Annotated in this window: 16 protein-coding genes; 1 reads left to right on the top strand and 15 read right to left on the bottom strand. The window is 38.2% G+C overall.

The features are described 5' to 3' along the window. Genes ABDZ91_RS21530 through ABDZ91_RS21500 form a run of 7 tightly spaced genes read right to left on the bottom strand, consistent with a single transcriptional unit; the run spans window position 1 to window position 5,567 of the window. Complete coding sequence (locus ABDZ91_RS21530) at window positions 1-972, bottom strand: biotin--[acetyl-CoA-carboxylase] ligase (RefSeq protein WP_343803999.1); 972 nt, start codon at window positions 970-972, stop codon at window positions 1-3. Then, window positions 959-2,149 carry a CCA tRNA nucleotidyltransferase gene (locus ABDZ91_RS21525; protein ID WP_343803996.1) on the bottom strand — a complete coding sequence of 397 codons (1,191 nt, stop codon included), beginning with the start codon at window positions 2,147-2,149 and terminating at the stop codon, window positions 959-961. Before ABDZ91_RS21525 ends, ABDZ91_RS21530 begins: the two co-directional genes overlap by 14 nt. A gap of 3 nt (window positions 2,150-2,152) precedes the next feature. Beyond that, on the bottom strand, window positions 2,153-3,289 hold the full coding sequence (gene bshA, locus ABDZ91_RS21520; protein ID WP_343803993.1) for an N-acetyl-alpha-D-glucosaminyl L-malate synthase BshA: 1,137 nt from the start codon (window positions 3,287-3,289) through the stop codon (window positions 2,153-2,155). Window positions 3,290-3,291: 2 nt separating this feature from the next. Further along, window positions 3,292-4,011: a bacillithiol biosynthesis deacetylase BshB1 gene (gene bshB1, locus ABDZ91_RS21515; protein ID WP_343804291.1), complete on the bottom strand. Its 720-nt coding sequence runs from the start codon at window positions 4,009-4,011 to the stop codon at window positions 3,292-3,294. Beyond that, complete coding sequence (gene mgsA, locus ABDZ91_RS21510) at window positions 4,011-4,421, bottom strand: methylglyoxal synthase (RefSeq protein ID WP_343803990.1); 411 nt, start codon at window positions 4,419-4,421, stop codon at window positions 4,011-4,013. Before mgsA ends, bshB1 begins: the two co-directional genes overlap by 1 nt. Window positions 4,422-4,432: 11 nt before the next feature. Further along, a complete protein-coding gene (dapB, locus tag ABDZ91_RS21505; protein ID WP_343803987.1) occupies window positions 4,433-5,233 on the bottom strand; it encodes a 4-hydroxy-tetrahydrodipicolinate reductase in 801 nt (266 codons plus the stop codon). Next, complete coding sequence (locus tag ABDZ91_RS21500) at window positions 5,220-5,567, bottom strand: nucleotide pyrophosphohydrolase (RefSeq protein WP_343803984.1); 348 nt, start codon at window positions 5,565-5,567, stop codon at window positions 5,220-5,222. Before ABDZ91_RS21500 ends, dapB begins: the two co-directional genes overlap by 14 nt. A gap of 194 nt (window positions 5,568-5,761) precedes the next feature. Between ABDZ91_RS21500 and ABDZ91_RS21495 the strand changes: the two genes are divergently transcribed. After that, the gene (locus ABDZ91_RS21495; RefSeq protein ID WP_343803981.1) at window positions 5,762-6,634 is read left to right on the top strand and encodes a YitT family protein; all 873 of its coding nucleotides are present in this window, start codon (window positions 5,762-5,764) and stop codon (window positions 6,632-6,634) included. Window positions 6,635-6,677: 43 nt separating this feature from the next. On the opposite strand, the gene ABDZ91_RS21490 is transcribed toward ABDZ91_RS21495, so the two are convergent. The 8 genes from ABDZ91_RS21490 to ABDZ91_RS21455 form a co-directional block, all read right to left on the bottom strand. Further along, window positions 6,678-7,358, bottom strand: coding sequence for a zinc metallopeptidase (locus ABDZ91_RS21490; RefSeq protein WP_343803978.1), 681 nt, complete (start codon window positions 7,356-7,358; stop codon window positions 6,678-6,680). A 61-nt stretch (window positions 7,359-7,419) separates the two neighbouring features. Continuing rightward, window positions 7,420-8,211 (bottom strand): sporulation protein YpjB, encoded by a 792-nt coding sequence (gene ypjB, locus ABDZ91_RS21485; protein ID WP_343803975.1) that lies wholly within the window; start codon window positions 8,209-8,211, stop codon window positions 7,420-7,422. A 71-nt stretch (window positions 8,212-8,282) separates the two neighbouring features. After that, on the bottom strand, window positions 8,283-8,879 hold the full coding sequence (lhaT, locus tag ABDZ91_RS21480) for a lipoprotein heptaprenylglyceryl N-acetyltransferase LhaT (protein WP_343804288.1): 597 nt from the start codon (window positions 8,877-8,879) through the stop codon (window positions 8,283-8,285). Window positions 8,880-9,013: 134 nt separating this feature from the next. Continuing rightward, complete coding sequence (locus ABDZ91_RS21475) at window positions 9,014-9,784, bottom strand: menaquinol-cytochrome c reductase cytochrome b/c subunit (RefSeq protein WP_343803972.1); 771 nt, start codon at window positions 9,782-9,784, stop codon at window positions 9,014-9,016. A 50-nt stretch (window positions 9,785-9,834) separates the two neighbouring features. After that, window positions 9,835-10,509, bottom strand: a complete 675-nt coding sequence (qcrB, locus tag ABDZ91_RS21470; protein WP_343803969.1) for a menaquinol-cytochrome c reductase cytochrome b subunit — start codon at window positions 10,507-10,509, stop codon at window positions 9,835-9,837. A gap of 3 nt (window positions 10,510-10,512) precedes the next feature. Then, the gene (locus ABDZ91_RS21465) at window positions 10,513-11,028 is read right to left on the bottom strand and encodes a Rieske (2Fe-2S) protein (RefSeq protein ID WP_343803966.1); all 516 of its coding nucleotides are present in this window, start codon (window positions 11,026-11,028) and stop codon (window positions 10,513-10,515) included. A 130-nt stretch (window positions 11,029-11,158) separates the two neighbouring features. Then, entirely contained in the window at window positions 11,159-11,617 is a 459-nt protein-coding gene (locus ABDZ91_RS21460) for a YpiF family protein (RefSeq protein ID WP_343803963.1), read from the bottom strand. A gap of 782 nt (window positions 11,618-12,399) precedes the next feature. Beyond that, on the bottom strand, window positions 12,400-12,945 hold the full coding sequence (locus ABDZ91_RS21455) for a ReoY family proteolytic degradation factor (protein WP_343803960.1): 546 nt from the start codon (window positions 12,943-12,945) through the stop codon (window positions 12,400-12,402). Between the last annotated feature and the right edge of the window lie 38 nt (window positions 12,946-12,983).

Below are 12,983 nucleotides of genomic sequence, written 5' to 3'. Positions count from 1 at the left end.
CTATGAAATATCAGCAGAATATATTCGATGCTGAACCCCTTCTTCATCTTCTAAAAGTAAAACTCCGTCGTGTGAGAGCCCAATAGCTTTCCCTACAATATTTCGATTCATGGTTCGAGCGTTGATGGTTTTACCTATGGTTGTAGAATAGCTCTCCCATAATAACTTGATAGGTTCAAACCCTAACTGAATGTACAGGTCATATAACTTCTCAAGTCTACGTAATATCTCCTGAACTAGCTTGGCACGGGGAATCTCTTGTTTTTTTACCATTTTCAAAGATGTTGCTATTTCTTGAAGTTCTTCTGGAAAGTCTGAAGCATCTTGGTTTACATTGATTCCGATACCGATAATCATATAGCGGACCTGATCAGCTTCTGCCTGGAGTTCAGTTAAAATCCCTGTACATTTCTTCCCTCTAATTAAAAGGTCATTCGGCCATTTAATGTCAGGTGTAATGCCGGTTACCTCTTCAATTGACTGGGCAACCGCCACTGCCGTCAATAATGTAAATTGCGGTGTCTGAGTGGGTAATAGCTTAGGTCTTAATATGAGGCTCATCCAAACGCCTGTCCCTTTAGGCGAATACCACTGGCGATCCATTCTCCCTCTTCCTGATTCTTGTTGATCCGCAATAACAAGCGTTCCCTCTTGTGCACCTTGCCCTGCCAACTCATGTGCTATTTTTTGCGTGGAAGTTACCGTATCATGATAGTAAACTTTTTTACCCAAGGTTTTCGTGTGAAGATCTCTTTGAATTTCATATTCTTTTACTAAATTCGGTTGGTCGACTAATCGATAACCCTTATTACGAACTGCCTCTATTTCGTACCCATCCTTCTTTAGACTATCTATGTATTTCCAAATAGCTGTTCTTGAACAGCCTAGATTATCTGCAATAGCTTGTCCAGAAAGGAAGGTTCCTTGTTTTTCCTGAAATAGAGAGAGAAGCGTTTGTTTATTGGAGTACATGTTCGAGCCACTCCTTTATTTTTTGTTTTTCATTTTTAAGTTTTTCTTCTACTACCATCATTTCAATTTTTTCTAGCAGTTCACGTATTTTGGGACTACCTGGAAGTTCAGTCCAATTCATAATATCGTGACCATTTACACATAGTTCTTCTCTACGCTTGATGGGCAACCTAGTATATTGTTCTTTTATGTAATCGTGAGAGGTATCAAGTTCATTTCCTTCCAAACAATTAAATATTTTTTCTACTTTTAAAGCATTATTTAGTCCAGCTTGATATAAAGATTGCAAGGTCCATTCCTTAGTTTTTCGAATTCGAAGCCAGGACCATAAAGTGAGAATTTCCTTTTGCTTATGATTAGACATTTTCCATCTCTTAAGACAGGAGTTCGGTGCGTTAAGTGAACTATAATATAAAAGTATGGCCCATATCTCGCTGTCATCCAGTGGGTTAATGTTTAGTTCTTGAACGACTTGTAAGCCGTTTGTTATGTCATGATTAGCCGGAATATAGTGATGCATTTCGGTATGTAAAAGGGTATCAATTCCTATTTTTACAAAGGAACCATTAAGCAGCTTGGTCCACTCAATGAGAACTCGCTCTACAGCTATATTTTTTAATAGTGGGCCTGATACTCTTAAACTATCCAAGGTTTTCTTTTCTATTTCAAATCCAAGCTGACTTTGGAATCGAATTGCACGCATCATTCTCAAAGCATCTTCCTTAAATCTTTCAGATGGATTTCCAACACATCTAATCACTTTTCTTGCTAAGTCCTTTTGTCCATCAAAGGGATCATAAATGGAACCGGTTTTATCCATGGCGATTGCATTGATGGTAAAGTCTCGTCTCTTTAGATCTTCATCTAACGAGTGGATGAATTCAACTTCTTCCGGACGGCGAAAATCTTTATATTCGGATTCCTTACGAAAGGTTGTGACTTCATATCCTTCGTCCCCCAGGAGAACTAAAACAGTTCCATGCTCGATACCGATATCGACCGTTTTGGGAAAGAGGGATTTTACTTGCTCTGGTTTGGCTGAAGTGGCAATATCAATATCCCCAATGGATCGCTTTAACAGATAGTCACGAACTGCCCCACCTACAAAGAAGGCTTTATAACCAGCACTATTTAGTTTTTCTAGAATTGGTAAGCCCGCCTTAAATGGAGGTAACATGAATCATCTTCCTTTTTCGCTAAGTAGCGATTTATATATATCCTCATATTGTTGAACAATAATATCTGATCGGAAATGTCTATGGACCCTTTCCATAGATGCTTTCGAAAATTGTTGGTGCATTTGAACATTGTTTAAGAGATGAATAGCCTTATGACTAATGTCCTGTATATCACCTAACTCTGCTAGATATCCTGTTTGACCGTGTTCAATGACTTCAGGAATTCCCCCAACATTCGTTCCGATACATGGAACTCCACAAGCCATTGCTTCAAGTGCAACTAAACCAAAGCTTTCTTTTTCAGATAATAATAGCATTAAATCACTGATTGAATAGAGTTCCTCTAAATTCTCTTGTTTCCCTAAAGTCAAAACTTTGGATTTCAAACCAAGATGATGGACTTGACTGATAATGTTATTCATTTCTGGTCCATCACCAATTAACAATAGTTTGGCCTTCATTTCCTTTTGAATATGATAGAAAGAATCAACTACATCTTGTACCCGTTTAACTTTACGAAAATTAGAGACATGAATAATGACCTTTTCATCATCCTCGATATTTAGTTCCTTTTTTAGATTAGGTAACTCCTTTTTCTCAAATACTCGTTCATCAATAAAATTATAAACGGTATGAATCTCTTTATCAGGATGGATTAGGTCATTCGTTTGCTGTATAAGTGCTGATGAAACAGCGGTTACACAATCAGAATCCTCAATACCAAATCGGATCGCTCCAGATAATGAAGAATCATACCCTAGTACAGTTATATCTGTTCCATGTAACGTTGTCACAATCTTTACATCAGACTTACTCATCTGCTTAGACAATATAGCACAAACAGCATGTGGTATGGCATAGTGAACATGTAATATATCCAGATTTTCTCGTTTTGTTACCTCCGCCATTTTGTTTGCAAGGGCAATATCATAGGGTGGATATTGAAAAACTGGATAATGATTTACTTCGACTTGATGATAATATATATTTGAATACACTTTCCTTAATCGAAAAGGAATACTTGACGTAATAAAATGGATTTCATGGCCTTTTTCAGCCAGTAATTTTCCTAGCTCAGTTGCAATGACACCTGAACCACCAACAGTTGGGTAACACGTGATGCCTATTTTCAATTTCATAACTACAGTCCCATTCCATTCGTTCCTAAAAGCAAGGGAGTTTTAGAAATAAACCCTTCTGCAAAGGTAACCCCTACTTCTTTTCCCATCATTCTTTCTCGTGCTTCTACCGATTCAATATAGCCATTTGTCAATGGGGTTTGAACACTGTCTACTCCCTGCCTTGAAAACTGACTTTCATAGGCGAGTAGGCTTTTTATTTTTTTATCCATCGTATCCGTAATGTCCACACAAAAGCTTGGCTTATGAAAACCATTGATAAAATAATAATAAATGGCATGTACTTTGTGTGGTGGCAAGCCATTCGGATCCTGATATCTTCTTATTCCACTGGAGAATGCAGCTTCTTCCACTAATTTTGTACACCATCCATGGTCTGGATGACGATCGACTTCATATGGAATAAAGAGAAGCTTGGGGCGAAAACGTCTTATGACACTAACCACTTTTCCGATTTGTTCTTCTTCTAACCGAATTCCTCTGTCATGTATACCCAAATTAATTCTCTCTGAAATGTCTAAAATATTGGCAGCAGCATCTGCCTCTATTTTTCTATTTTCAACTGTACCGTTTGAAGATAAATTAGCTAGCGTTAAATCACAGATTGCAGCTTTATATCCGGTACTTGTAAATTTCGCTAACGTCCCAGCCATACCTATTTCTACATCATCTGCATGGGCACCAATTGCTAGTATATCCAAGGGGTCTTGATTCACAGCCATCATTCTCCTTTATTACCTCTTACAAAATTACGCCATTCTATATCTCCCTGTTCTAACGACCTCACAAGGATTTCGGCTGTTCCCATATTCGTTGCTAAAGGAACCGCATATACATCACATAAACGAATAAGAGCCGAAACATCCGGCTCATGCGGTTGAGCTGTTAATGGATCTCTGAAAAAGATAATCATATCCATATTATTTTGAGCAACCATAGCCCCAATCTCTTGGTCACCACCAAGAGGACCAGATTGAAACCGGGTAATGGGCAATGAGGTTGCCTCGTGAATCCTTTTTCCGGTTGTTCCAGTGGCAAACAGCGTATGTTTTTCAAGGATTGGTTGATAAGCTATGACAAATTGAATAAGATCGTTCTTTTTATTATCATGTGCTATTAAGGCAATATTCACATTACTCCCCCCTATTCCAAGATATTTTCTAAGCCGTACACTAAATGATCAAGCTGCATGACAGTTTCAACAGACACTTTTACACCCGACATAAAAGATGCACGATTAGTAGAGTCATGGCGAATGGTTAGAATTTGGCCACTTGCCCCAAACATCACTTGTTGATGCGCAATTAGACCAGGCAGACGTACACTATGTATCCTCATCCCTTGGAGGTTTGCCCCTCTTGCACCCGGAATGGTTTCTTTTTCATTTGGATGCCCTTGAACTTTTTCTGTTCTTACCTCCTGAATCATCTCAGCTGTCTTTACAGCGGTCCCAGAAGGAGCATCTAGTTTTTGATCATGATGCATCTCCATAATCTCAACATCTTGGAAGTACTTTGACGCCATTTGTGAGAACTTCATCATTAAGACTGCCCCAATGGCGAAGTTAGGGGCTATAATACATCCAATTCCTTTTGTTTCTGCTAATTCAGTCAGTTCATTGAGTTGGTCATTGGAAAAACCAGTTGTCCCTACTACAGGACGAATACCGTACTCTAATGCCCATTTTGTATGATGGTACCCCGCTTCAGGAGTTGTAAGGTCTACTAACACATCAGGTTTTGTCTGCTCGAAAGCACTCCTTGCATCACCATAAACAGGGACTTCCTTTTGAACAAAATTTAAAATATCATGTAATTGCTTCCCACCATGTCGATGGTCAATAACTGATACTAGTTCAAACTTTTCTGTTTCCAATACCATCTTAACTGCTTCTATTCCCATTTTCCCTCTTGGTCCAGCTATTGTAATCTTAGTTGTTTCCATGGTCATTAACCTCATCTTTCTTAGTCCATCTGTCACGATCTCTTGTACGAAACTTTTCCATTACCGTATTATGGGCCTCTTCTAAATCAATGTTTAATGAATTCGCTAAACAAATAGCTACAAAGAGTACATCCCCTAACTCTTCCTCTATAGTCTTTTCTTTCTCTGTATTCTTTTTAGGCTTTTCGCCATAATAATGATTAATTTCTCTTGCTAATTCTCCCAGTTCCTCTGTTAGTCTTGCCATCATGGCAAGAGGACTAAAGTAACCTTCTTTAAATTGACCGATATAATCATCAACTTCTTTTTGTATCTGTTGCATTGTTTTTGTCATGCGTCTTACTCCTTTAAACCTATATATGTAGTTACATGTTATCGAAACAGTAGGACAATGACAAATCTTTTTTCTTAGGCTTGCCGGATAAAAATTCTTTCTATATAATATAGTCGCTATGGGGGTCTTCCAAATCTGACCAATAACCACCGAAAGCGGAAGCGCGCTTAAACATATAAAGGAGGCATTCTACTATGCCCTTCGGCTTACGAATAAGAAACATTTTTTTTATTTTACTAGGTTCTGCTATATTTTCTTTTGGAATCGTTCATTTTAATATCCAAAATAATTTAGCTGAAGGTGGATTTACCGGTATTACACTCCTACTTTTAGCCCTATTTAAGTGGGATCCAGCCTATACAAACCTGATATTAAACATTCCTTTGTTTCTAATCGGTTGGAAGCTATTAGGTCGAAATGTTTTTATATACACTTTAATTGGGACGGTTGCGGTGTCCATTTTTTTATGGGTTTTCCAAAGATATCATTATAGCATCCCTCTAAAAGACGACCTAGCTCTTGCCGCTCTGTTTGCAGGGGTTTTTATTGGAGTAGGGTTGGGCATTATCTTTAGATACGGTGGGACCACGGGTGGAGTGGATATCATCGCTCGGTTAGCAAACAAGTACATAGGTTGGAGCATGGGAAAAACCATGTTTTTGTTCGACGCCGTTGTTATTGCTCTTTCCCTTCTTACATACTTGAACTACCGTGAAGCCATGTACACGCTTGTGGCTGTTTTTGTAGGGGCAAAAGTCATCGACTTTATCCAAGAAGGTGCTTATGCTGCTAGAGGTGCGATGATTATATCAGAGAAGCATGAAGAAATTGCAGAGAAGATTATGGAACATATGGACCGAGGAGTCACGGTACTAAGTGGGCATGGATCCTTTACAAAGCAAAAAAGAGATGTTCTCTATTGTGTAGTAGCGAAAAATGAAATCATACGTTTAAAAAGTATTATCCAGTCTATTGATCCACATGCATTTGTTTCAGTTACTTTTGTTCACGATGTCTTAGGCGAAGGCTTTACACTTGATGAAAACAAGTTACCATTGGAAAGATAAAAAGGTCATGGTGGGTAATCCCCATCATGACCTTTTGGCTTTTTTAATCGTCGTTATTCATTCCAATGAACATTAGAACAAATCTTAATAGTTCTAGAACTGCCACAGCAGCTGCTGCAACATAGGTTAATGCTGCTGCATTTAGTACTTTTTTTGTTTCTCTTTCTTCATCATTACGGATAATTCCTAGTTGTACAACTTGGTTCATCGCACGGTTAGATGCGTTAAACTCAACTGGAAGTGTGACAACTTGAAATACAACCGCAGCTGCCATAAATATAATACCTAGTAAGAGCAAATTAGCTGCTCCCATTAACATACCAGCTAAAATTAGAATCCAAGAGAAGTTAGATCCTAAGCTGGCAACAGGAACAAGAGCATGGCGGAAACGCAAAAAAGCATATTCTTGCTGGTCCTGAATTGCATGACCTACCTCATGAGCTGCAATAGCTGCTGCAGCCACTGAACGGCCGTGGAAATTGGCTGATGAAAGGCGTACTGTCTTCGATCTAGGATCATAATGGTCAGTTAGATGACCTCTAGTTTCTTGAACCTGAACATCGTATAAACCGTTATCATCTAATATTCTTCTCGCTACTTCTTGGCCTGTTAAATAAGAGGAAGAAGCAACTTTAGAATACTTGTTGTAAGCACCCTTTACACGGAGTTGAGCCCATAAAGGAACAATAATGAGTATAGCGAAGTAAATTAAGTAATACCCCATAGGAACCCTCCTAAACAAACTAATCTATTTAGTTTAATAATATGAACAACTCATAATAAAGTCAATCTTTTAGCTTCTTTGGGTACTTTTTTCTTCTTGGCTTTTCAGCTTTGTATTTTCGATAACCAACATAGGACAAAGTTACGATAATAATACTTCCTGTAGTAAAAATAACCCACCAAAGGGAAGGATCTGCTTCATCCTCTTCACTTTGATTAAATAAAGATTTCAAATCCTGTGCCAATGCTTCTAATTCCATCATCCCATTAGGATCCGTTAGCACTTCTGGTCTATATTCATCAATATATTGTACTCTTGCATCAACTTTTAATACTGTCTCAGTAGGAGCATCTAACTTAATACTAGGGTAAATAAGGTCATACTGAGTTAAAAATGAATTATAAAGCAAATGGAACTGTTGCCAATTTTGTTCCTGAGCAGCAGCCACCGCTTGGTTATATAGATTCATAATAGAATCTTCCATCTGAGTCCATAATGGTTGATGCGTTGAGACCAAAGCATCCATGACCAATCTAAATTTTACCATTCGAGATACTTTATCATCAAAAGTCAAATTCTCATTGCGTAATGCCTTTACAGCGTCCTGGTGAGCAATTGAAATTACCTGAACTTGATCCATCGAAAATACAAACTGACTTGATAAATCAGAAAACTGATTGGAAAACTGATTCATCAACAATTCAGCACGATCAAAATGCCCTGCTTTTGTCAGTTGTAAGGCTTTCTCTGAAAGGTTACTTAAACTTTCCAAAGGGGTTTTACTAGCAGCATGTCCAATACCATTCCCGAAAAATAATAACGTTAATACTATACAAATTAGTCGAATCTTCATACTTGTCCCCCCCATAATTCCTACTTTCATATGTATGTAGGAGTGGACAAGAGTAGACCCGTTATATTCTATTAATTTTTAATGGACCACTGAAGCCTTCTTTTGGCAAAACACAAATAATATGTTAAAAACAAAGCAGAAATCGAGAGCCAGAAGGTAAAGTAACCGATTTCTTTTACATACATGGAAATGGAATGGTACACAGGATACATCATATAGACATAATCAATCACATCATTATGTAAAGTCCAAACACCTGCGACCACAAAATGCCACCATTTTATTCTGTAAAAAGGTGCATAAAGAATACCTTGAATCGCCATCGCTAAATGGGATGCCATAAGCATGTACCCTTCCCATGGCAGGTACCCTGTTACTAGGAGCGTTAGTATATTCATCACCACTGCCCATATTCCATATTTATATAGAGTAATCAGTGCTAATGATTCGAAAAGCCCCCAATTCTTCCCTAAAAGAAAGGCCACCAAAACAAAACAGAAAAACAGGCTAGCTGTCGGACTATCTGGTACAAAAATTAAAAAGTGATTGGGAGTTCGTGATAATTGTCCCTCATACCATATGTACCCATAAATGGTTCCCCCAACATTTATGATGAGTAAAAGCCATAAGAACCATCTCTGTTTTAAAACCCATGATATTGAAAACACCAATATTAGACCTCCTGCAGTTTTCAGACATTTTAATAATCAAACTGCACCATACTTTAATTACTATTATTTTACAATAAATAAATGTGTTAAAAAAGCTGGCGAAAGTTTACGCCAGCTTTTCTTATCGTGCATTATTCAGGTCTTAAGCTATCAATAAATTCAGCTAACAATTGTTGGTCCTCATCGGATCCTTCAAAAGCATTAGCTGGCATGGCACCTTTACCGGTATCCATGATTTCATAAATTTCATCAACAGTAAGCTCTACATCAATTAGAGCTGGAGCACCAGGTCCTCCCTGCATATCTGTTCCATGACAGGTTATACAAGATTGACCTTCATACAATTTATAGCCTTCAGATTCAGTATCAATCTCAACATCAGCCACAAGTTCACCTTGCTTCGCAGCTGCTTCCCAGTCATGAGTAACAACTGATTCCCAAGTTAGATAAATCGTAGCTGCTACGGCTAATAACATGAAGCCTGTTGCTAAAGGACGTTTAGCAGGTCTTCTCTCAGGTCCTCTGTCGATAAATGGAGCTAATAATAGTCCTCCAAAAGCGAGTCCTGGGATAACTAATGCACCAATAATATTATATGGTCCTGATGCATAAGTATATTTGAGTAATTGATATAAGAATAGGAAATACCAGTCTGGTAACGGAATATATGCCGTATCAGTTGGGTCTGCTACCTTTTCCAAAGGAGACGGGTGAGCAGCCGTTAAAATTAAAAATCCTACTAGGAAAACAGCTCCAACCATCCACTCTCTTAAAAGGAAGTTTGGCCAGAAAGCTTCCGTTTTACCTGGATATTCGGAATAATCTTTTGGTATGTTTGGCTTTCTATTATTTGCTGTTACACGTGAATCGCCAACAAATTTCATCCCTTTTCCGCGATGCATTGAGCAATTCCCCTCCTTCTACTTAGCGTTTTTTAGTAAGAACAATCGGTTTATAGTGGACCTGAAATACCTTGTCTTCTAATCATTAGGAAGTGGGCACCCATTAAACCGAGCAACGCTGCTGGTAAGAAGAAGACATGAATCGCAAAGAAACGCGTTAAAGTTTGAGCTCCAAGAATTTGAGCATCCCCCGCTAATAGAATCTTAACTTGCGTCCCGATAAGCGGTACGGATTCTGCAATTTGAAGACCAACCTTTGTTGCGAATAACGCCTTCATATCCCACGGTAATAAATATCCTGTAAAACCAAGTCCAAGCATTACAAAGAAAATTAAAACTCCAACCACCCAGTTTAACTCACGTGGTTTCTTATAAGCACCTTGGAAGAATACACGTAACGTATGTAAGAACATCATAACAATTACTAAACTAGCTCCCCAGTGATGCATTCCTCGAACAATTTGTCCGAACGCTACTTCGTATTGCAGATAATACACTGATTCCCAAGCATTGATAACATCTGGAACGTAGTACATGGTTAAGAACATTCCAGAAAGAATTTGAATAACAACAATAAAGAATGTTAGTCCACCAAAGCAATATACAAATGCTGAAAAGTGGTGAGCTGGATTCACATGCTCTGGTACTTCGTGGTCTGCAATGTCGCGCCAAAGAGGCGTAATATCTAAGCGCTCGTCAACCCAATCATAAATCTTATTTAGCATTTATTACGCCCCCTTTCCAACTGGATTAGGCTTTGTTGCGCCTAAGTAAAGATAGCCGTCTTTTTCCGTATGTTCGTATACATCTAATGGACCAAGTGGTGGTGTACCTGGAACGTTTTTTCCATCCTTCGTGTAACGACCGTAGTGGCAGGCACAGAAGAATTGGTTTGGATTCGATTTATCTGTGTTCCAGTCAACCGTACATCCAAGATGTTTACATACTGGTGAAAGGGCTACAATCTCTCCGTTTTCATTTTTATACACCCATGCTGTATTGGTAACAGTTGATGTATACCATGCGTCTTGTTGCTCAAATGAAAAGTCTACACGTGTTGGTTCTGAAGTAATGTCAGCGATTTTCTTATCTGTAGCGATATAATCACCGGCACCTTTTGCTTGCAATACTGGATCTAAAGCAAAGCGAACCATTGGCATAATCATGGCAGCACCCATGAAACCGCCTACACCTGTGAGTGTATAATTGAGGAACTGACGTCTTGAAACACGTTGCTTGCTCATGTCTTTCCCCCCTCTAACTTAAGGTAAGTCCGATGGACATATATTAGCACTTATAAAACTAGGACATAACAATGATATATCAATCTCAAATGAAGGTCAATATAATACTTTGATTGAATAAATAGCAAATTTATTGCTGCCATTTCTGCACAAAGAGATTGATAAACTGCTTTACTTGATCTTGGATCATAGAATGTTTAAACTTTTCTTCCATTGACTCTAATGGAACGGTTGGTAAAACTAAAACTTCATTACCCTGTCCCGCCTCATAATGCTTCCAGTCCAAATCAGAAGTGAAGTAGAATATATGGGTAAACCCTTCGTTTTGAATAGTTTGCTCCCATTCTTGTAATCGTATGCTTTTTTTACTAAATTCTTCATGCTTCCAATATGTAAATGGAGGAAAAAGAAGGGTCCTTCCCGTAAACTGCACTTGCAAGGCCATAGATAACATCTGAGTAAATTCAACCATGGAACCAGTTTGCACCATATCCCCTTTAAGGGAAATCGGAAGTAGAGGAACAATAGCTGTATCTATGTATTCTTTCACTTCTTTTAAAGAAGATAAATCTTTCGCATTCCACTGCAATCTTTTCACCTCCTACTACTTCTATAGTAATCTTATCACGAAACTTATTTTAAATTTTGAACTTTTCGTGACAGTTTGTGGGTTCGATTCAATTGAATCAGCCTTCCACGAAATATGTGCTCTTTTTCATATTAAGGAATGTTTTAAGTATTTATTTTCTTACTGTTAACCTTCCTTCTTTAAACTTGTGCTACGATTAACCGGCTTTTTTTACAATTAATGCTTTTGGGTTTTTAGTCGATAGTATCGTTGCCGGACACTGGTTCCGTTATTCTTATATAAAGGCAGGTTTTTGGGAGGCAATCGGACTCACATTCCGCTATTTGGTAGTTTGGAGGGCTTTTTCATTTGAATTACACCGAACAGCGGATCCTGTGTCCGCTCAACCATTTAAAACATGCCTTTTGGACGAAATAACGGATCCTCTGTCCGCTTATGAGTGAGTTTACAACTCTGCCGGACTCTGGTTCCATTATTTTTATTCAAAGGACAATATTCATAGCGCAAACGGACTCTCGTTCCGCTATTTGGTAGTTTGGAGGGCTATTTCACCCAAATATCACCGAATAGCGGAACCTCTGTCCGGATAACCTTTGAAATACAGCTTTTTTAGTCAAATAACGAATCCTCTGTCCGCTTACCATTATTCGGGCATTTTCTACTTTGCGTGCGTTCTCTCCATTAACTCTCGCACCATTCTCAAGGCACATTTCACAAAAGCTTGTTAACAAACACAAAAAAAATACATCGCTATTCATAACGATGTACTTTTTCGAAGATATTTATCCATGATTTATTCTTTTTAGCTCTTCTGTTAATTGATAAAACCTCTCCATATCTTGCCGATCAAGGGCATCATCAATCGCTTTAAGTAGTTTTTCTTTGTGAAAGGTTTTAAGACTGGTTTCAAGAAACTTTTCAGCTATTATTCGATCCTTCTCGTTTTCTTGTAAATGCTTCGGTACGAAAGGATTCTCTTCAAGTACAGCTACATACTGATAAGAATTTCTGGAAGCCCGGAAATTTAACTGAATAAAAATTTCCTCATCTCGATTCAGCCGAATATCGTGAAATGATTTTTCAGCATCGGTAGTCATAACATTTCCTTTATAAAACTTGAATGGGGGTTCTTCCACACAATGTGTTGACATAATCAAACCTCGAGGACAATACTGAGCTTGATCTACAAAATGGACCTTTTCCATTAGCTGATCATGACTCATAAGGTAATTTAAGATCCAAACACACTCTCTCCTCTTTAGTTGATAATGATTTAAAAACCACCGAATAAAGTCTTTTTTCTCATGGACAGAAACAGGGGTTGACATTACCTTTACCTCCTCTCACTATACCATTTCACAATTGT

Source organism: Bacillus carboniphilus (assembly GCF_039522365.1).
Lineage (GTDB): Bacteria > Bacillota > Bacilli > Bacillales > JC228 > Bacillus_BF > Bacillus_BF carboniphilus.
This window is presented reverse-complemented; position numbering and strand designations above follow the sequence as displayed.